The organism is Paenibacillus alvei DSM 29, assembly GCF_000293805.1.
Lineage (GTDB): Bacteria > Bacillota > Bacilli > Paenibacillales > Paenibacillaceae > Paenibacillus_B > Paenibacillus_B alvei.
The window spans coordinates 470,273-490,877 of sequence record NZ_AMBZ01000002.1; the positions used below are offsets into that span (position 1 = coordinate 470,273).

17 protein-coding genes are annotated in these 20,605 nt (G+C 46.2%); 2 read left to right on the forward strand and 15 right to left on the reverse strand.

Translation table 11 applies throughout. From position 1 onward, the window contains the following. Window positions 1-57: 57 nt before the first annotated feature. The 7 genes from PAV_RS32255 to wsfD all read right to left on the reverse strand — a co-directional run bounded on the left by PAV_RS32255 (window position 58) and on the right by wsfD (window position 8,330). Window positions 58-738 (reverse strand): GGDEF domain-containing protein, encoded by a 681-nt coding sequence (locus PAV_RS32255; RefSeq protein WP_005545193.1) that lies wholly within the window; start codon window positions 736-738, stop codon window positions 58-60. A 156-nt stretch (window positions 739-894) separates the two neighbouring features. Continuing rightward, a complete protein-coding gene (locus PAV_RS08520; RefSeq protein ID WP_005545194.1) occupies window positions 895-1,749 on the reverse strand; it encodes a diguanylate cyclase domain-containing protein in 855 nt (284 codons plus the stop codon). Further along, window positions 1,730-3,838 (reverse strand): cellulose biosynthesis cyclic di-GMP-binding regulatory protein BcsB, encoded by a 2,109-nt coding sequence (locus PAV_RS08525; protein ID WP_005545195.1) that lies wholly within the window; start codon window positions 3,836-3,838, stop codon window positions 1,730-1,732. The genes PAV_RS08520 and PAV_RS08525 overlap by 20 nt, the downstream gene beginning before the upstream one ends. Before the next feature lie 143 nt (window positions 3,839-3,981). Further along, window positions 3,982-5,232 (reverse strand): glycosyltransferase family 2 protein, encoded by a 1,251-nt coding sequence (locus tag PAV_RS08530; RefSeq protein ID WP_005545196.1) that lies wholly within the window; start codon window positions 5,230-5,232, stop codon window positions 3,982-3,984. 10 nt (window positions 5,233-5,242) lie between these two features. Further along, a complete protein-coding gene (locus tag PAV_RS08535) occupies window positions 5,243-6,727 on the reverse strand; it encodes a hypothetical protein (protein ID WP_238555784.1) in 1,485 nt (494 codons plus the stop codon). A 56-nt stretch (window positions 6,728-6,783) separates the two neighbouring features. Next, a complete protein-coding gene (locus tag PAV_RS32260) occupies window positions 6,784-7,038 on the reverse strand; it encodes a hypothetical protein (RefSeq protein WP_051135093.1) in 255 nt (84 codons plus the stop codon). A gap of 20 nt (window positions 7,039-7,058) precedes the next feature. Further along, the gene (gene wsfD, locus PAV_RS08540; protein WP_005545199.1) at window positions 7,059-8,330 is read right to left on the reverse strand and encodes a glycan biosynthesis hexose transferase WsfD; all 1,272 of its coding nucleotides are present in this window, start codon (window positions 8,328-8,330) and stop codon (window positions 7,059-7,061) included. Window positions 8,331-8,787: 457 nt separating this feature from the next. Between wsfD and PAV_RS08545 the strand changes: the two genes are divergently transcribed. Beyond that, a complete protein-coding gene (locus tag PAV_RS08545) occupies window positions 8,788-11,715 on the forward strand; it encodes a DEAD/DEAH box helicase (protein ID WP_005545200.1) in 2,928 nt (975 codons plus the stop codon). An 86-nt stretch (window positions 11,716-11,801) separates the two neighbouring features. Here the strand turns inward: PAV_RS08545 and PAV_RS08550 are convergent, their stop codons facing one another. Next, entirely contained in the window at window positions 11,802-12,551 is a 750-nt protein-coding gene (locus PAV_RS08550; RefSeq protein WP_005545201.1) for a MerR family transcriptional regulator, read from the reverse strand. A 1,095-nt stretch (window positions 12,552-13,646) separates the two neighbouring features. Here PAV_RS08550 and PAV_RS08560 point away from each other — a divergent pair. Beyond that, a complete protein-coding gene (locus tag PAV_RS08560) occupies window positions 13,647-13,994 on the forward strand; it encodes a hypothetical protein (protein WP_005545202.1) in 348 nt (115 codons plus the stop codon). Between the two features lie 214 nt (window positions 13,995-14,208). On the opposite strand, the gene PAV_RS08565 is transcribed toward PAV_RS08560, so the two are convergent. The 7 genes from PAV_RS08565 to PAV_RS08595 form a co-directional block, all read right to left on the reverse strand. Then, entirely contained in the window at window positions 14,209-14,433 is a 225-nt protein-coding gene (locus PAV_RS08565) for a sulfurtransferase TusA family protein (RefSeq protein WP_005545203.1), read from the reverse strand. A gap of 12 nt (window positions 14,434-14,445) precedes the next feature. Continuing rightward, window positions 14,446-15,513, reverse strand: a complete 1,068-nt coding sequence (locus PAV_RS08570; protein ID WP_040735730.1) for a YeeE/YedE family protein — start codon at window positions 15,511-15,513, stop codon at window positions 14,446-14,448. 177 nt (window positions 15,514-15,690) lie between these two features. Beyond that, window positions 15,691-16,482: a class I SAM-dependent methyltransferase gene (locus PAV_RS08575; protein WP_005545206.1), complete on the reverse strand. Its 792-nt coding sequence runs from the start codon at window positions 16,480-16,482 to the stop codon at window positions 15,691-15,693. 201 nt (window positions 16,483-16,683) lie between these two features. Next, complete coding sequence (locus PAV_RS08580) at window positions 16,684-17,358, reverse strand: TerC family protein (RefSeq protein WP_005545208.1); 675 nt, start codon at window positions 17,356-17,358, stop codon at window positions 16,684-16,686. A 327-nt stretch (window positions 17,359-17,685) separates the two neighbouring features. After that, window positions 17,686-18,768: a dual-specificity RNA methyltransferase RlmN gene (gene rlmN, locus PAV_RS08585; RefSeq protein ID WP_005545210.1), complete on the reverse strand. Its 1,083-nt coding sequence runs from the start codon at window positions 18,766-18,768 to the stop codon at window positions 17,686-17,688. A gap of 421 nt (window positions 18,769-19,189) precedes the next feature. Next, window positions 19,190-19,504, reverse strand: a complete 315-nt coding sequence (locus PAV_RS08590; protein ID WP_005545211.1) for a hypothetical protein — start codon at window positions 19,502-19,504, stop codon at window positions 19,190-19,192. Between the two features lie 38 nt (window positions 19,505-19,542). After that, window positions 19,543-20,583: a hypothetical protein gene (locus PAV_RS08595; RefSeq protein WP_005545213.1), complete on the reverse strand. Its 1,041-nt coding sequence runs from the start codon at window positions 20,581-20,583 to the stop codon at window positions 19,543-19,545. Window positions 20,584-20,605: the final 22 nt, after the last annotated feature.

Genomic DNA, 20,605 nt, shown 5'->3' on the forward strand with positions numbered 1-20,605 from the left:
GCTGTTTTTATGTTGATGCTATTTAAGAGAAATTCAAACCGAATAATATCATGCCTCTTAGCATGTCCATTCGCAGGAGCAGCGCTTCCGATTGACATCCGACTTGCCCTGCCGCTTGTTCCAAAGCATTTGCTTGTCCGCAATGTCCACCAGTTCATTCAAGCTCCGGCCTTGATTTGGGAAAGTTGAGCATCCGACGGAAATCGTCAAAGGGGTCTGTTCATCAATGGCTGGAAGCTGTATATGAGATAACAACGCATGCTGCACAACATGTGCTTCCTGATCGTTCGCGCATGGCACCATAATGACGAATTCATCGCCTCCCCAGCGCGCAACCTGCTTGTCTCGAATCTTGAGCTGCAGTAGCTGGCTGCTTATTTTCTTCAGCATCGTGTCTCCGACATGATGACCGTAATTATCGTTAACCGTCTTGAAGTTGTCCACATCAACAAAATAGACTGCCAACTTGCGGTTGGCGCTGGCAGCTCTTTTAGAGAGCTTACGGAAGATGCGCAGGGCCGCGCGACGAGTATAGGCCTTTGTTAGCGGATCCGTATCTCGCTCATATCGCAGCTTATCAATATATTTGCCAACTTGCCACGAAACCACAATAGCAAATGTTGACATAATCATAATAAACAAATGGTTTACGTCATGAATGGATAAATACACATGCAGTGATCCAATTGGAATCAATGACATAATAAACAGCAGTGCCCTTCCTTTACATTTCTTCATGCTCCACCTCGGAATATCGTTAATCAACATTATATTCCAACTCACTGAACATTTACTGAAACCAAGCCTACTACATTTTCTTTCTAAATAAAAGACCATCCACATAGGGTGAATGGTCATCGCGAAGCGTTAACTGCCGCAAAACCTTAGCAGCTTTTATACATCGTACTCCATCTGTCTTCTAGCTTGCGATATGAATTCCAACGGTGTGGGTACCGTCTCAGGAGAATATTCCAAAGCACCTACGATAAGACTCAACTCGATTTTGTACTTACCCGCAAATTCTACATTATTAAAGGAAGCAACCTTCTCCTTCAACCTCTCGATAACGACATTGGCTCCGTCACGGTCGGTGAACAACAGCAGGCCCCATGTCGGATTCTCTGTATTCAGCATGTATAGCGAGTCGTTCATACGTATGCTTGTCTCACTCAGCTTAGACACATCATAGATCATTTTTGACATTTGTTCTTCACTAACCATTCGCTTCAGTTCGTCCCAATATCTCACCTGTACGACAAGCAGTGTCAGCGGAATATGATATCGCATGGACAAAGCCATGAACACTTTGGCATCTTTTTGGAATGAGCGGCTATTTTTCAAGTCTGTGCTTTCATCCATCGTCGCCAGAGATGCATTTTTACGTTCCAATTGTTCGTTATCCGCTTGCAATTTTCGATTTCCATGGGTAAGCATAGCACTAACCACGGTAAAGGCCGGCGTCATGATAAGCCAGAAATAATTGTGGGCTCCAACGACTCCTCCCTCCACGACAGTCTGATACAATGTAAACGTCCCATATCCGAATAAAAACACAATATTTAGGACTAACCCTGTCGTCACACTCGTGAAGTACGTAACGATGGCGATGAGGAAGGCTACATTAAGCAGGATCATGTTCATGATGTAGCGGCTCGGCTCACCCACCGTAAATGCAATGCATACAAAGCTCAGCAAAAACCATAGCAAGAAGGCACCATCTGACAGAAGACTACTTTGATTTCGTTTCATCGTCAGCCCCCCGTTTCTTGCGGTATTTGCGAATGATGAAAATGAGAGATACGATCACGAGCAAACCGATAAGCATAGTAGCTACCATAAAGCCCAGAACGTCTCCACGCTGCAGTACCTGATCCATAATCGAGGTAGCTTGCTGCTCTGCCTGCTTCTTGAAGCGGAAGGCGTGGATGTCGCCGTCCTTGTTCGTGGCTACGCCATCTCCGTATATTCTCCACTTCGCATTATCACTGGCCAGCAGCTTGGAGGCCAAATAATCATATTCGGTGCTCGGGCCACTAATAGCCAGCAAGCCTCGGCCTTCCTCATACGGAGACTCGATCAATTGAAGCGTGCCTAATCGCTTGCCGTAATCCGCGTCCACGCTCATCTTCTCGTTGGAGACAAACCCTTCGCCATTCGCTCCGTATTTAAAATACAATTTATCATTGTTATCCCGGATAATTTTATTATTGTTATAGCTGCCAATTGCAATCACATTATGTGCCTTCAGGTCGGAAGCAGATGCTTGATCCGCGAAGAAGCGAACTTCTCCTGCATTGCCTTCGGCATATTGGCCAAGAAGATTGAATACATTCCCCAACGACTGGTACGTATACATATCTGGATTTTTCGGCATCACAACCGCAACTTGATTGAAGCTGCCGTCACGAAGGAATGGATTCGGATAACTGTCGAACAACAGCTCTGTCTTATCCTTCGTTTTCAACTGCAGTACTGAATCCTTCGTAATAAATGCCCAAGGCATCTCATCCTGAGGTTCCATGCACACGACATTTTGAAGCTCCAAGTCAAATGCAACCGTGATCGTAAAGCTACCTGTTACATCTAAATTGTTTGGAATCGGCAAAGTTAATGTATCCTTGTTGGCTAGATCCATACTCAGTTTCTTGCTGCCGATCGGCGTGTTGTTAATGAGCACCGTAACCATGGAGCGATCAAAATCGAGATTAGTCGCATATCGCATATCCAGATGGATTTTGCTCGCCTCGGCAATCGTGCGGTTGGCTGGAAGCGAAATGAAGTATGATTTCTCTTGATGCATCCAGCCTTTCAGCTTGTCGCCATTGTCGGTAAGCTTCATGTCCCTGCTAATGCTGACTTCAGGCGTCGCAACATCCGTATCCCCCGATACAATTTTCGTATCCCCGTCCAACTGCTTGACCAGTTCTTGATTTGCCAGCAATCGTCCTGCCTTCACCAGCATAGCAGGATCCTGAGAAGTAACGACAAGAGTCGGCTGTGTATCGGTTCGAATCACACGGATCACCGCAGCTTGTGCGACATCTACTTTGCCCAGTTCACTCTTCCAAGCCGCTGGCAGCTGATTGTACAAGGCCACAGCCACAACTGCTTTTTTCCCCTTTAAGGCGTCAGTGTCAAATGCATACATCGGAATTTGTTTTTGCTTCAGCCTATTTTGCTTCGCAAAGCCTGTAAGTGCATATACGGCCGACTCCAGCTCAGCAGAGCTGCTGTTCCTAGGTATCGCAATCGCGCTAAGCCCTGTGCTGATCGTATCCATGCCCGTAAAATGGCGGCTAAAATCGCGAATGCTTGGCTTAATCGCCTCACTCGTATATCGAATGGAAGCGCCTGACGTCGCAAACAGCTGCAGCCAGTTGTCACGCTTCTCCGACGGCATACAAATTTGATTTGCGTCAGTAGTAACAATATAGCCTTCGATCGTTAATGTATTATTTCCTTTTACCAGCAGTTCCTTCGGGACGGATACCGTAAGCCGACGTTTTGGATCATCGCTGACTTCGGGACGGAAGGAATGAAACTTCTTTCCATTCAATGCCAGCGTTACGCTGGATCGTTCTCTTTTCGTCAAAGGCGATGCCTTATAATCGACATGGATCTTAACTTCGTCAACCTTCCAATACTCTTCAGTTTGAAAGTTGAACTGTCTAGAGGACATAATTCCGGACAAAGAGGTGTCCGCACTTGAAAATGTCTCTTCATACGTATTCAGTTGAGCAGAGCCCATTGTGGGAGCCACAGCTGCCGAGGCCTGTCCAAGCTGTCCCAATAACAAGGACAAGCAAGTCATGCCGACTACGATCCACCGTTTATTCACAAGCTTCTCTCTCCTGTCTTTTCTTCATATAATGAGTATTCCGTCATCGAACGAGTTCCTTATACATGCGGGTCAAAATGGTCAACATGCTGCGTGATCAAAAGAGTTACTTCCTAAAATACTACGTGTTCAAAATCAACTTTCTAAAAGCGTTCTGTTTTGTACCACTTGACCTCCCGCTTGAATAATAAGTCCTTCACATAGTTATAGAGCCCATAAGCGGCTACGACCATCCACATCTGGCAATACGATACATACATCAGCATAATGATCCACAGATTGGAGAGCACCATCTCCCCCTTTTCCGTGATTAGCGTAATATAAGTCCCTAAGATGAACAACGTGATGGCCAGCAGCCATAAGAAGGAGCTAAAGCCGGCTATCGTCGTATGCACGTAACCTAAGGCATGCAGAATGAGCAAAATATCGGACATGACTAATGAGGTAAGCAGCAAAAAGTAAATCGATAAAAAATAGAGAATGTCGAAGCGAATATTTCGTGCCTTTCGGTCAAAAAGCAGTGGAATGTTTTTGATAATGACGTAAATATTGCCCTTTGCCCAGCGCGTTCGCTGTTTGAACCACACCTTTACCGTCTGTGGCTCCTGTTCCCATGTTACAGACTTCGGCTGAAACTTAATTCGATACCCCATCATGTAAATGCGAAAGCTAATTTCCGTATCCTCAGCAATCGCCTTTACATCCCAGCCGCCTATGCTTTCCACGATACTGCGCCGCATAATGAAGTTCGTCCCCGGAATCGTACACAGCTTGAATAGTTTCCATCGCCCAGCCTGAGCCATCCATTGGAACGACAGCGTCTCGATGTTAATAAAGCGCGTAAGCAGGTTCGTGTTGCGGTTGCGGGTACGGAACTTGCCGATTACCGCACCAAGCGTATCGTCATTCGTAATCTCTGCTACCAGATAGCGAAGAGCTGTCTTCTCCGGCGTATTGTCTGCGTCATAGATAGCAATCAGTTCGCCTCGACTCCGCTTGAATCCGATATTGAGCGCGTTGGACTTGCCTTTGCCCCCCGTCACCGCATCCGTGTTAATGACTATCAGATTGCGACCCTCATGCTTGTGCTGCAAATTGCCCAGCAGTTCGCTGCTGTTATCTGATGAATTATCATTGATAACAATAATCTCGTATCGATCATGAGGATAATCCAGCGCCAATAGTGACTCCACCGTCTTCGTGATGACCTTTCCTTCATTATGGGCAGGCACCATGATAGAGACGAATGGAGCCTCACCCTTAATTTCCGGCACTTCCTCGTTCTCGATTTTGATGTAGTACAAGTAACCTGCAATGATAAGAACGACGTTGACAAGCAAGAGCGACCAAATACAGATAACCGCTATGAGCATTAAAATATCTGCAGTCGTCATGGCTATCTCCTTATTTGTAATATTTGCGCTTGTACAGCCGCTTCCCCACGATGAGGAACCCTGTGAACGCAATAAGCGTCAGAATAATAATGACAATAAAAATTTTGTTCTGTACATTAAACAAGGTCTCGAAGCTCTTCACTTCTTTTTCCTTATATACAAAATCCGAGCTTACCTTCTTGATCACGACATCCAAGTTTACACCCTGTCCGTTAATGGTCACACTGCCGCCTCGGGACATAATGATGCTGTTAGGCGTACGAACGGTATGGGGGGCTTGTTTATAATCAGAAAACAATATCCAACTGCTCTCCAATTGCTCTACGATGTCGTTCATCTTCTCCTCTGTATTGGGAAGATCAAAGGTTAATGCTGTATTCATCGGCATCGCAGGCACTAAAGTCCCGGAATGACCGAATTGCTTCAAAAATTCAGGCTGCATGCTGTATGCGGAGAACGAAAACGCCTTAGACTCATTCGTCTTGACTCTGTACTTCAACGTCTTATTTGGAAACAACACGACCGAGTCCGTAAAGCTCATACCCTCTTCTGCGTACCTTTGGTCATATGTCCAGTAGAAATCTGCTCCAAGTCCCAAAGGTGCAACACCATAGTCTGCAAGCACATCAACGAACCCTTCCATCTTTCCCTTCAATGTCGTATCGCGTAGGTTGACCGTGGAGGCTACGACTGGGGCATTCGCAATAATGCTTCCCTTGCGGGATTGGACATACTTCAGCGTCTCCATATATCGCTTCATGGCCGGATAGTCGGTATTCATGAACACGGGCTGCACACTTGCGATGAACGGGATTCCCGCCTCATACATCCGGTCGGCAAGCCGCTCCAGCAGCCGCAAGTCTGAGAACGGATAGATTTCCTTAAAAATAACGTAGCTGCGAGCCTCTCCTGCAATGCCCAGCCAGTCCCGCAACAAGTGCGACATTGCCAGCTCACTGATGTTGCCCCCCTCGAAGTAAGCGGCATAGCCGTAGCGGCCGTTTCGCACACCATAAGGGTGTTCGGACGGGGCGCCTGCTGAGCTGAGGCTCCCGTAATGAGTGCCCGCAGCATGCTCGATAATGCTCACTTGCTCGGTACGGATTGCGTCTTGTACAAAGCGGTTAATCGTGATTCGAATTGGGCCAGGGACTCCGCTGCGGACGCGAAGCTCCAAGCTTGCAGTTACCACTTCCGGGACTCTCGCACCGATATGCAAATATTTACCTCGATACTGTTCGACATCTTGAAGAAAATCCTGACTTGATTCCTTCAAATCAGTTAAGTTATGAATCCCTATCACCTTTGCATAAGCGTCCATCTGCCCCCGCTGATAATGGTCAGAACGAACAAGCGTAACTTGGATGCCATAGGAAGCCAGCAGGCGCTGCATTGCCTCGACATTCCCCTCTCGCGTTGTTCCTTTGTCCAAGCTGTCGTAGATGAGCAGCACCTTGGAGGCAGCTTGCTCTGCCGCTCGGATAGGCAATGGCATCCCACACCCAAGCATCACTACAAGCATCCATATTATGAATTTTTTTGGATCACGCGTTACATCACCACCTTGGATCCCTCATGAACATGAGTGCCGGTATCAGAAGTAAGCAGTGCAGAATCTTCATCCTGTCTGCTCCATAAGCGTCTGCGTATCGCGTCAGACACCGTTACAAACGTGACAAGGTCAAAAACCGCCGTAAAGACAAATTCATGCTTCGCTAAATCGGCATCCCCTGCACCAATAATGGATACTGCGATTCCCGACAACCCCATCAAAATCATAATAAAAATAAAGGTAAATCGGATCATGCGCCGTATTTGCTTGGCCCTTATCGCAGCGATAAAGGAAGGCATATACAGTCCAGTGACAAGCACAATCCATAAGTCACGAAACCGAATGTTTTCGGCGCCATCTTGGCCTTCAGAATGCTGTAGCCAGAAAAAAACGACGTCTGCGCGCGAAATGGCTTTCCAACTGATAGCTCGTAATTGCCCATTGCAGGGGGACGAATCTTGAATGCACTCTTGGCGGCCAAATCCAGCATATCGATAGCTTTAGAAGGATGGGTAAGGTAATAGCCAAGTATCGATACAAATCCGTATTTGCTGTAGAATTGATTTTCTAAAATTTCAGAATCTACATCTACAGTTGTGTAAAGCTCGTAATAAATACTTTTGTTCAGTATGGCGTACTGCTTGTCCATATTGAATTTTTCCAATGTCGATTCCGGATCATCGGAACCCATCAATATTCCCCGCGTCATCGCGTGGTATTGGTTAATGTTCACGAACTCCTTCGGTATGAGCGTGTAGGTGCCGATGCCGGCCAAAAGCAGAAGTACGAGCGTTGAAGCCATCAATGCCCGGTATGTTCTTTTTTTCCGAATAAAGATAAGGAAGATGCCAAATATGCCGAGAATGATGCCAAGTGGCGCGTTCTGTTGTTTACTTGTTGTCAACAGCAATCCGCTGGCCAACAGCACCCCCATCATGACATAGTCATTGTATCGATTCCGATAGATGAGCAGCCCTGAGGCAAACACAAATATCAGCATAATGAAAACAACGCTCTCCCCGAAGAAGGAGTTGAAGTAAGCGGTATATGCGGTATCACCGAATAAAAATATCGCGATGATGGATATCGGATATGCGTACTTGGAAGCAACCTTCCACGTTAAGCTCTCCACGAGCAAATATACGGCAATGGTATACAACACCAGAAAAATAGCCGCTTGGAAGCGGATATCGAATATCTCATGGCTGTACAATAATTGATTAAGCCAAATCGCTGCTTTAATAAATACCGATTGAGAAGAGAACAATGTTGCCGCATTCTCGTTGTAGTATTGGAATATTCCATATTGCTTAATAAAATATCCAAAATACTGGCTGTCATAATCAGGCGCATTAAAGTATAGGCCATTGCTGTATAGGATGCGGAAATAGTCGCCGTTATCTGCCATGCCGATATAGGGGGGAACAAATAATGCCATGCAGGTAATTATAAATACTCCCGCGGCAGCTAGCAGTGCTGGCGTGACATAGCGGCGCAGGGACTCCAGTCTCTGCTCAATTTTCATTTTGGACCATATGCCCGCCATCGGGTCGGCCTCCTTTCCCTATCTATAACGCCCCATAAAATGAGACGTTGGTCTTATTTTTTAACACCCTGGAATCAGTCTGAAAGAAGTATAATCGCTATTACATTCGACGAATTCCTGTATGATCCTTGGAGAATCAAGGAAAATTTTTGTATTTTCTGAAAACTCCCTTTCATTGCAGATCCTATTATACATGCCTGCATACATCCTGTCAGTGGTTTCAACTTTCCAGTTATGGCTCCACTGAGCTCATGCGGGTAACAAGCCTATACGATTTACTTTGACTCCCATCTTACCAATCGGCACTGAATATATTCTTAATTTCGACTATAATCACGTAGTCCCAAAGTCCTATTGTTTCTTTTTAATTGCTTTCTGTTATCATATAGCTATCGACACACACGAACATGCGTTCACTATATATCTCGTCTCACATACAGAAAGGAGAATCGTTACTATGAATATGGAATCGGGGGATGATCAGCTAGCCCAGCGAATACTCGGTTTATTTGACGATACTCCGCTCAAATCAAGCCGCGTCCGCCCCTTATTCGACACCAGGCTGCCGCTGGAATTAGAAATCACTTGCTTCCCGGTTTCATCAGGCAGCGAGCAAGCCTTTTTGGCCGTTGAAATGAGAGCCGGGCCGCAGCGACTGTATATCGTCAAGCATATTCGGGAACTGCTGCGCTGTATCGATCGTGGGGAATGCTATGTTTTTTCAAGACACTTCTCCTATGACCCCGCACTGCACTGCTTTCATCCCGAGCATTTTGCCGTTATCCAGCAGTTGATCTCGATATACCGCAACGAAAATGTATATCGGCACATGCCGCATTCCGCCGTTCTTGCCAAGCAGGGCAACGATGAACGAATGCTGCTCATTCCCCCTTACTCGTGGGATGCCCTGCTTCCTGTTATTCAACAGGCTCCATCTGTACTTCTGTCGCATGATGGAGCGATTTTTGAGGGACTGTCTGTTATAGATGAGCCCCTCCCGATACAATTCAGGCTGGATGAGGCGGATAAAGAGTCGTTCTGCATTGATGTACATGGATTAGAGCAAGTGACAGTGCTGGAAAGCTACGGAGCAGTCATTGCTAATGGAGCCTTTATTCCGACCCCGATTGAGCAATGCAAGCGGCTCGTCGACCTCAAGAAGACGTTGGGCAGTGGTCGCCAGCAACGGATTCTTATATCGCCTAATCAGATTGGGCCAATCATGGACAAAGTAATCCCGGGACTGCAGAAGCTCGGCAATGTTCGCATTGCGCAAGCAATAGCCGATCGCGTCGTACAGCCGGAACTGCAAGCGAAGCTGTATCTCGATCGCATACGGGATCGCCTGCTTGCAGGGCTGGAATTTCACTACGGCGATGTCTCCATTAATCCGCTGGAACCAAATCGGCAAAAGCACACAGAGAACCGAATTCTGATGCGAAATACGGAGAAAGAGCAGCGGATACTGGAAATTATGGAGCAGTCGCCGTTTGTGAAGACGGAAGGCGGATATTTCTTGGAAGACGAGGATGCAGAATATGAATTCATGTATCACGTTGTTCCCCAGTTGCAGCGAATCCTACACATCTATGCGACTTCTGCCGTGAAGGAAAGGCTGTTCATTCCAAATTCTCCTCCCAAAATCTCAGTCAATGTGGACGAACGTACCGATTGGCTTGAATTCAAGTTCGAACTGGATGGAATATCAGAGGCAGAGATCCGCAAGCTGCTAAAGGCAATTGAAGAAAAAAGACGCTACTATCGAATGGCAAACGGCTCGCTCATGCCGCTTGAAAGCGAACAGTTCCAAGAGATCATTCGCTTCATGAACGAGGTGGGCCTACGTCAGGGAGAGGCTTCAGGAGCAGAATTCCGGATCCCTGTCATACGAGGACTGCATCTTGTCGATTCCCAAGGAGAACGGCAGGTTGTACGGTTTGGCAAAACCTTGCGCAAGCTGTTGGAGAATTTGCGCAACCCGGATCATTTGGAATTTCCCGTACCGGACAGTCTCGTTCCTGTGCTGCGGGAATATCAAGCATACGGGTTCCAGTGGCTGAAGACGCTGGCGCACTATCACTTCGGCGGCATATTGGCGGACGATATGGGTCTCGGCAAGACATTGCAAAGCATTGCCTTCATCATGTCTGTTCTGCCGGACATTCAGAAAAAGGAGCTCCCTGCGCTCGTCGTCTGTCCAGCGTCGCTCATGTACAATTGGCGCAACGAATTCATGCGCTTCGCTCCTTCGGTTCGCACTGTCATTGCTGACGGGAACAAGACGGAACGCATCCGCAAGCTGAATCATCTTGAGCAAGCCGATGTTATCATCACATCCTATCCGCTGCTGCGCAGAGATATTGAATGGTATGCCAAGCGCTCATTCCACACGCTCATTCTGGATGAAGCGCAAGCGTTCAAAAATTACACGACTCAAACGGCACAGGCTGTGAAGGCACTTCAAGCTGTGTACCGTTTCGCGCTTACCGGAACACCAGTAGAGAATTCGCTAGATGAGCTGTGGTCGATTTACGATGCTGTATTTCCGGGCTTGTTCCCAGAGAGAAAGGAGTTCAGCGACCTTCCGCGCGACGTTGTAGCGAAGCGCTCCCGTCCGTTCCTGCTGCGAAGATTAAAAACAGATGTATTGCAGGAGCTGCCGGAGAAAATCGAATCCCTGCAAGCATCAGAATTGCTGCCTGAGCAGAAGAAGCTGTATCTTGCTTACTTAGCCAAGTTGCAGAAGGATACTCTAAAGCATCTGGATGAGGACGGGTTCCAGAAGAGTCGTATTAAGATACTCGCTGGCATTACAAGGCTGCGCCAACTCTGCTGCCATCCTGCCCTGTTCGTCGAGGATTACGCGGGAAGCTCCGCGAAGTTCGAACAGCTGCTGGAGATAATCGCAGAAGCAAGAGAGGCTGGCCGAAGACCGCTCATTTTCTCACAGTTCACGGAAATGCTCGCCATTATAAAGCGAGAGCTGGCGGAACAAGGCGTGTCCTACTTCTACTTGGACGGTCAGACGCCAAGCGCTGAGCGAGTGGAGCTGTGCAGCCGATTCAATGCGGGTGAGCGCGAGCTGTTCTTAGCCTCCTTGAAGGCAGGCGGAACGGGGTTGAATTTGACCGGGGCGGATACGGTCATTCTGTATGACCTATGGTGGAACCCTGCTGTGGAACAGCAAGCGGCTGATCGCGCACACCGAATCGGGCAGAAAAATGTCGTACAAGTGTTGCGCCTCGTTGCACAAGGCACTGTCGAGGACAAAATGTACGATATTCAACAAAGAAAGAAACATTTAATTGAAGAAGTAATTCAGCCCGGAGAGGATGCTCTTGCTTCTCTTTCTGAACAAGATATACGTGACATTTTGAGTTTATAAGCCCCGTACAGGTGCCAACTACAAAAAACCCCCAGCCGTTTGGCCGCTGGGGGTTTCGGTTTTCTGCATCTTTTATAAGAGAGTCCCTATTGACATTGCTTATCCACGAACACAGCCATTGTGTCTCGCATGAATGCTGCTAAGCCTTCACCGAACTTATCTATATTTTTTGTGAATCGCTCGTCATCCACATACATTTGGCCCAGGCCCTTGAATGCTTCAGGGGTGTATTTCCCCATCGAATTCAAGAAATCGAACCATTCTTTGATTCCCGCTTGCGCCTCTTCCGACTCTGGTGCGCTATTGCGCAGTGCTGCCAAGCGAGTGTAAATCGCATTCATCTTCTCCGACAAGGAAGATTGCTGCTCCATCGTCATGCTACTGATCTTCGCATTCGCTTCATCCACTGCCTTGCTGCCCCATCTTTCACGGGCCTCCTGCTCATAGGGATTGTGACTGAAGTCGAAACCTTGGAACTTCTCTTTATTTGTCATTTCGATTTCTCCTTTCATATGCCGAATCGTTCTATCTAATGTTTCCAGCATGACATCAAGCTGCCTGCGCTTCTCCAGCAGCATGCTGCGATGCAGCTCAAGCGCCTCTGCCTGATTGAAGTTCGGACTATAAATAATCTCTTTAATTTGTTTCAAAGGGAAATCCAGCTCTCGGAAAAATAAAATTTGCTGCAGCAAAGCGAGATCGTCTTCTGAATACTGTCGGTAACCCGCTTCGGTAATATGGGCTGGCGTCAACAACCCAATCTCATCATAATGATGCAGCGTGCGCACACTAATGCCAGTGATATCTGCCACTTCTTTGACTCTCATAGACTCCATGCGACCTCCCTTCGACATTTACTATAAAGTATCACGTAACGTGAGAGTCAATTTACATTTATTATTATTCCAGCTTAATTTCCTCTTTTTTGCCATTCCAACCTATTGTTGCTGTTAAAGGAACTTCTATTTTTTTGACCGATGAATCTTATATTTGTTTCATAAATAAACGGAATTGAATTTGTTTTCGATAAAGTACCTGATGAATTAAGATTCAGGCTCTCAAATCGATAAGAAAAGGACTCTATAGACTGCTCAACTCCCAAATACTTAAATCGATATTGCACTTGCTCCAAATTACCTTTCTGCATAACTTCGACTTCCCAGTTTTCAGTTGCCCCTTTAAATTTCGTACTTTCAGTGCATCCCACCAGGAAAAATATTGTAAGAATAATAAACAACGCACTAAGAATTAATTTTTCATAGACATTGTAGCTCCTTTTCTTTTGATCCTAAGTTTAATTTATCCACATTCCCCAAATTAATCCTATCACAAATTCAAATAATGATCATGTACAATCAAGATAGAAGCGTCCTTATATGATGCCGCCTTTCTATTGGATTAGTTTTCACTCAAAAATTAAAACTATAATACTTGACTGGGAAATTCAATATGATATTATTACATCAAATACCAATTAAGGGGGTTAGTGTAAAATTGAAATCTTCGAAATTGCTTTTATCTTTCGTTATGACCCTGTTACTTCTGTCTACTTACTCCACTCATTCATTCGCAAAAGGACTTGACTCAGACTCACCACCTACAGTTCCTGCTGGGTACGAAATCATAAAAAATACGATAACTCCACAAACACATTCAATCTCTTTAAGAAACCAGACTTTAGAATTGTTGATCTCTCAATTAAAGAGGAAGATAGTGCCACGACAAAAGTTGTAAGTCAGAGAACATATCCCATTCAAGACTTAAGAAATATACTCACCAACGAAACAATAACCCAATATGCCACTGATTTTGAAATAGTCGGTTCAGTTCCCAACAGTAACAGTAAAAATGATACTGATAAATCTGGAAAAGTTCATACATTCCTCACAGTATTTTATTATGAATATAGTGATGGTGGTATGTACATTGGAATGGACAAGGTTAGTTGGAGAATAGAGCATAAGGATGACAATATCAGAGCTATTCTAGCCAGAAAATACTTATTTCAAGATGGGCCTACCTTAAATGGATCTGGGAAATTTCAAAACAAAGAAATCCCCGAATTTGGCTCTACCGATCCTAAAGATGTCCCAAAAATTTTGAGTGGCACCATATTGGTTAGAGACTGGAATTGGGCTCCTGTATTGAGAGGTGGACTCGCTACTAGAGTAGGAATCGTCGTTGAACATACAATTGCATCAAAAAATAATATTTTTGAAAAATGGAGCTGGAAGTTTGGAGTGCTTGAAGAGGGTACATATCCAAAATGGCCAGATTAAGGTACATGCACTTTCCTTTAGCCACACAAAAAAGTAATTAAAAAAGGATACTTCCCCTATCATATACTAAAATAATGACCTATAATACGAAAGGTCGAGTCAGGACTCCTCTTTTTGTCCTCAACTCGACCTTCTTGCTTTATGCCATCTCTTTTAGTTCACTGAAAGAAGCGGCATCGTAGAACTCCCCGTTATTGTTCGTCGATGTCTCCGGTTATTTTTTACGTACCGTAATCGTCCATGATGCATCATTGATTTGTTCATAGTTGGTTATCGTATGCCCCGCTTCGGCGGCCCAACGAGGAATGCTCTCTGTAGCTTGCGTGCAGTCGAAATCAATGACCAGCTCATCGCCGCTGTTCAATGACTGGATCGCCTCCTTCGCCTCGATTAATGGAAATGGACATACCATGCCAAGTACGGCTAATTTCGTTTTCATGTCATTTTCCTCCTATACGGTCTTTGCATGATAAGAAGCACCTAGCTTGCGACTTGCCTTGGTACGCGGCCGTACATATACGAAATACGAAGCCGTCCATGTACCTAAAATCATGAAAATGAGTGACACCCATCCTTGCCACGTCATCATGGCCGTCATAACGAGCCCATTGCCAATCGAACACCCTCCTGCCCAACTCGCTCCGAAGCCCATGAGAAGCCCCCCGCCGAAGCTGGATACAGCTGTCTTTGCATCCGGTGCCCGAAAGCGGAATTCGCGGCTTCCCTTCGCTGCCAGGAAGGAGCCTGCAAAGATGCCAAGCACCAAGAAAACGCCCCAGTTCACATACTTGGTACTATCGCCCGTCACCAAGTACTGCAGGAGATTGGCTGACGGCGTTGTAATGCCAAGACCGGACATCCGACCTGTCGCTTCGCTCAGCGGCCATGCGAGCAGCGCAATGATTCCTACAAGAGCAGCTGTAGCAAACGGATGCCAGCGCTTTTCGAACAATAGATGGTTGAGTCCTTTCCGTTTTGCCGGCAAAGCTGGAATCGCGACGGCTGGTTTGCGCAGTTGCTTGCTAACAAGCCATAATGTCACGAGCGCGAGCACGACGATGAACGGCCATACGGACAATCCGAATGTATCCGGGATGGAATTATTCGGAGCTGCATACGCCTTCAGGCCGTGGTTGACAGGCAGCAACGCGCCTGACTTCATAATGGCGCTCATCGCCATATATCCGAATAAGGCAATCCAACTTCCAATCAAGCCTTCCCCGGCACGATACCATGTCCCTGTCGCACAACCTCCCGCCAAAATAATGCCGATTCCAAATATGAAAGAGCCTACGATCGTGCTCAGCCATTGAAACGAGCCTGCCGTGAACTCCACCAATCCGAGCTGAATGAGTGCAAATACGCCGATGCTTTGAACCGTGATGGCGATGAGCAGCGCATAGAACATCCGATTATCCTTTGCCAAATACATATCACGGAATCCACCAGTCAGGCAGAATCGGCCGCGCTGCATGACAAACCCGAGCAGTATCCCACATAACAATCCAGTAATGATCATTTGTGCCAAATCGTATATCCCCCTCATTTATACCTAGTAATACAATAGGATTTATAAGTGATAATGATTCTATCATAATGTATGGCAGAGTCAATACCAAATATGACACAGACGCAAAAAAGAGAGGTATTTTCTCCTCTCTTATCTAAAAGCAATATGCGATTCTTGGCTATTTTCCTACATTTCGCCCCAGTATATTTCAGTTTCGTAATCAAAGGATACAACGCCATTCTGCTGATTGCGTTCGAATACACGGGCGAGCTCAGCCATCATGGGCTCATGATTCGGATGGCCCTTCTCAGGCGCGTACGAGGAGGAAAGCAATCTCCCACCAAGTTCCTCTTTGTTAAGCAATTGCCGCATCGTGAATGTAGCCACCGTCATCTTGTTAGGGGAGAAAAATGCTGCTAATGCTTCCTCTGATATATTTTTATGGCGCAGCTTCTCATAATCCGTTCCATACTGCCGGAGCAGTTGCTCATATTCCTCCAGAAACGGGGTTCCGTGAAGCTTTCGCGCATTCCATATGAGGACTACTTTCCCTCCCGGCTTCAGGATGCGATGAAATTCTGCACGGGCTACTGTGCGATCGAACCAGTGAAATGCCTGCGCACATACGATATGATCGACGGAGTGATCGGGCAGCCCTGTCGCCTCTGCCGCTCCTGAAATGGCGCGATAATTCGGATTGCCCCCAAGTTCTCGCTCAGCCGCCTCCCGCATGGGCTGATTAGGTTCTACCGCGGTAACGCGGCTTCCTTTGCCGAGAAGAAGCTTCGAGAATTTCCCGGTTCCCGCGCCTATATCGGCAATTATATCCTCGGGCCGCAAACCTACGACATCGTACAAATACGCCAGTGCCTCTGTCGGGTAACTCGGTCGATATTTCACGTACGCATCCACCCGACTTGAAAATCGTTCTTTACTATCCACAACATTCACGCTCCCATCGTATGAAGAATAATACATACACCGACCTTTAGTCACCGAACACTATCGTTCCACTTAATGGAACCACGTTCCATTTTATTCACATTTTCATTATAGCGCAACAGCTTGATGCATGCACTCCTATTTTTACTTTTATTTCAACAAAAAGGAGCCTCTTCCGGACAGCTCCTCGCTCATCTACCTTACTTTTTCGGCAAATAATTGCTTATCAGCCGCACATTACGCAGCCTGCTTCACTTGCTTCTGCTTTTTCATTCTGCCCAATGCCAACACAGCGACGATGATGACAACGATAAGGCACCACTTCAGAACCGGGTTCGCTGTAAAGAACCCCTTCACCAGCGGCTCATCTACAATCATCTTTGCCGCCGTCCAAGCCAGGACACCCGCACCAATATAGATAATGACCGGGAAGCGCTCTACCCACTTAATAATAAGCGTGCTGCCCCATACCACGATAGGTACACTGATTAGCAAGCCGAGTACAACGAGTATAAAATCACCATGCGCCGCCCCTGCTACCGCAAGCACGTTATCGAGCCCCATGACCGTATCCGCGATAATGATCGTCTTGATCGCCGCCCACAGGCTAGCAGCAGATCCAACATCATGGCCCTTCTCTTCTACAAGAAGCTTATACGCAATCCATACGAGCAGTACGCCGCCAATGAGCAGCAAGTCCGGAATTTTCAACAGCCATACTACAGCAAGCGTCAACAAGGAACGAAGCGCAATAGCACCAAATGTGCCCCAGAATATGACTTTCTTCTGCTGCTCCTTAGGCAGGTTGCGCGCTGTCAAACCGATTACTATTGCATTGTCTCCCGCCAAGACTAAATCAATGACTACGATTGCCATTAGCGCGGACCAGAACTCTGCTGTAAAGAAATCCATAGTACCCTCTCCTCTTATCATGTCATGTATATCTTTTCTTCAATTGCGCACAATTATGAGAAGTTTCCCGAGCAACACCCCTTAAAAAACAAAAATGACCTTTACCGATCACGGTAAAGGCCATAAATAAAGACCTTTACCCTGTCGGTAAAGGTCTCGCTAACAATCGAAGTTGCCAACAAAGCCGGAGGATTATCCTCGTAATGACGACTTTATTGTAACAGCTACTCCCCTTTATAGATCTTATGTTAATCGAAGAGGGTACACAGGGTCAAGATACAATTGTCCGATTTCCTGCCGCTCAATGCCCCTTTTTTCTACCACGGCTTACGTTGATGCATGCGTGTTTTCTTTCTTAATCTGCTTACTGCGAAGCTGGCCGCAGGCGGCATCGATGTCTGTGCCATGCTCCAAGCGTACGCTGCAGCTGATGTTATTTTTCTTCATCACGTCATAGAAGCCGCGGATCGACTCCTGCTCGCTGCGCTGATATTGGCTGTGTTCATCAACAGGGTTGTACGGGATCAGGTTCACATTGACCTCGTCCTGCATGTTCCACTCCTGTATCAGCTTCACCAATTCAAGCGCATGCTCCTGCTGATCGTTTACGTCCCTCAACAAGATATATTCCAGTGTCACCCGTTGGTTCGTTGTATTGATGAAGTACTGAATCGCCTCCATCACCTTCGCAATCGGAATCGCACGGTTGATCTTCATAATGCGCGTGCGAAGCTCATCATTCGGTGCATGCAAGGAAAGAGCCAGATTCACCCGCAGGTTAATATCCGCGAAATCTTTAATCTTATTCGCCAAGCCGCTTGTTGAAACCGTAATTCGTCTCGCACCGATAGCCAGACCTTTATGATCAGTCACGACCCGCAAGAAGTTAATAATATTCTCGAAGTTATCGAACGGCTCTCCGATGCCCATCACGACGATATGACTGACCAGATCACCTTGGCCCATTTCGTCCAAATGGTGCTGAACCTTCATAATCTGTTCTACAATCTCGCCGCTCGACAAGTCGCGGCTCTTTGCCAGCAGTCCGCTCGCACAAAAGCTGCAGCCAATATTGCAGCCAACCTGTGTCGTCACACAAACCGACAATCCGAATTTATGTTTCATCAATACTGTCTCGATCAGGTTGCCATCCTGCAGCTTGAACAAGAACTTAATCGTGCCATCAGCCGATTGCTGCTTCACATGCTCGCTAAGCGTATGGATGACGAAGTGCTCGGACAGCAGCGCTGCGCTATCCTCATTTACTTCTGCCATATCAGCGAAATCCTTAACCCGCTTACGATATAGATAATCCCAGACTTGGGATGCACGTGACTTCTTATGTCCCCGCTCCTCCAACCAAGCGGCTAGTTGATCCAATGTTAATCCATAGATGGATTGCTTATTCATCTAGTGCCCTCTTTTCAACACGTCAAAATTCTGTCTTACTTCCTAACAGTACTTTACCTACAGATGTGTTAATACGTATAAATAACTGCACCTCTATAATCTGATTATTATTGTCCCAGAACTTCTGAAATATAACAAGAGTCTTTCCCGCACATTGCTAAAACGGGAAAAGGGCGCCGGTTTCGGCGCCCTCCTATGATTATAAAATGATGATGGCATAACTCTGTTCCGTTCGTAATAACTCCTAAATCTTTATTTTCTCAATGGATCCAGACTGATGTTCACAAGGTTCCCAAACTCATTGATTCTAGCCACAATTGAGGGCTTTCCATTGCTGCTAAAAATGTAGTCTCTCCAAGCTTCATCAATCCTTAGTGTGCAAGAAGACACGTCTGCGCCCCACAATTTCTTTGCGACAGGCTTAATCAGTGCGACCCTCTACAACGTAAGTTTTATAGGGACTGCGTTCCCCCTTAACCTCAATTCTCCGACTCAATTCCCACACTTCTTTTTCTGAACCAATATTAATACTTTGACGCGCAAAGTTTGTAAATGGCTGTACCTTACTTGCCCCCATACTCTTTACCGCCTCTTCGGCAGCCGCAATTATCTTGCGATCCACATCCGCTGTTCTGTAATTGATGCGGTACTGGAGCAGCTTTTTCGTCTTTGTATCAAGTACAATGCTTTGCTCTTCTTTTGCTCTGAAGTGAATCGTCCCTTCGTGATTTAGCAACCTATAACTATGTTATTTTTTACATGTAATCTATTATTTCATTTACGCTCTATGCGAACCAGATTGCCAAAATTATCGAACTTAGCTACGATAGCCGCTTTGCCTTTTCTGCTAAACGTGTAGTCGCCCCAGTCCTTATTAACCTTCACCTCGTAGGAAGATAAGTCTACGCCCCACAATTTCTTCGCGACAGGCTTAGCAATCGCAATGCCTTGTTCCTTCGACAATGATTTGCGCTTCTGATCATTCGTATTTGGCTTAACATTTATAGAGGTAAGCTTGCCCGTCTTTGCTTCGATTGTGGCAACGGCCTCGACAACGAACGCACGGTTATTCTCGTCTATCCTCACAGCCCCATTTTTTCTGAGATCGCCTTTAACTTCTATTTTTCTTGTTAGCCTCCACTCTTCTCTTCCTTCATATTTTTCGTACACAAAGCTCGTAAATGGTTGAACCTTGTCGATCCCCATACTTTTTACTGTCTGTTCAGCCACGCCTATGATTTTACGATCCATATCCACTGCCTTGTATATAAAACGGTAGTTTAATGGCTTACTTGTCTTCGTATCGATTTGTATAAATTGATCGTCTTTCGCACCGAAAGTCATTACTTCTGATATATTTGCCGCGTTATTGTTTTTGAAAAAGTGAGCTTCCGTAAAGACAAGCTCCGCATTTTTATGTAACTGCTTCACTGCTGACTGTGCTACCTTCAGGTACGAAGCATATTCACCAGTTACCTCCTCCATCTTGAAGCTCAATGACACGGTAAGTACCTTGCCGGAAACAGCATCGACCGATACAACGGCGCTCCGATCCTTAGATTGGATAATCCAACTCTCTTTTTGCTCTTTATCTACAAAATAACTGTCCTTGAACGCTTCCTCTAATTGAAATGCTTTTCCGTTTCCGTATTGCTCAATTGCTTTCTCTGCCGACTCTGCCAGCTTTCGATCTACATCGCTATACTGAACAATTCCCGTCCCTCCGTTAGTCACGCCGGCCCGTTCTGCCATAGCCGGAGTTGCAGCAAACAAGCTGCATGCGAGTGTTAGCGCCAATAATGTATTCATTTTCATAAAAGTTGCCCTCCTCATAGCA